The following is a 329-nucleotide window of genomic DNA, read 5'->3' on the forward strand; positions in this document are numbered from 1 at the left end:
CAGTAAAGGCAGTGCCGCAGTACACACTTGAGGACGTGCAGGAGCTGTCATACGACGAGACAGTACGAGCCATAAAGAGCATACAGTCGAAGAAAAGCTTGACGAAGTGGCTGACTGACGTCGCGGGCGACAATGACGAATATCGCAATGCTTGTCGCGTGGAAGAACTACTGAGAGCGCACAAGGAGATGCTACAACCTGAGGGTAGTAACGTTGTACGCAAGAGTGTCATACAGGCGCTTGTAGATGATAGCGAAGGTATGACGAAGGAAGAGCTTGTAGCAAAGTTGGTGGAATTGCTGTAGCTGCGTTGAAAAAGAAGCCCCGGA

1 protein-coding gene is annotated in these 329 nt (G+C 50.5%); it reads left to right on the plus strand.

Translation table 11 applies throughout. The annotated features are described in order from the left end of the window. The coding region (locus J4G38_RS28500) for a hypothetical protein (protein WP_226164237.1) at positions 1–305 on the plus strand (305 nt) is incomplete at its 5' end. Positions 306–329: the final 24 nt, after the last annotated feature.

This window comes from Hymenobacter terricola (genome assembly GCF_017921975.2).
Taxonomy (GTDB): Bacteria; Bacteroidota; Bacteroidia; order Cytophagales; family Hymenobacteraceae; genus Hymenobacter; species Hymenobacter terricola.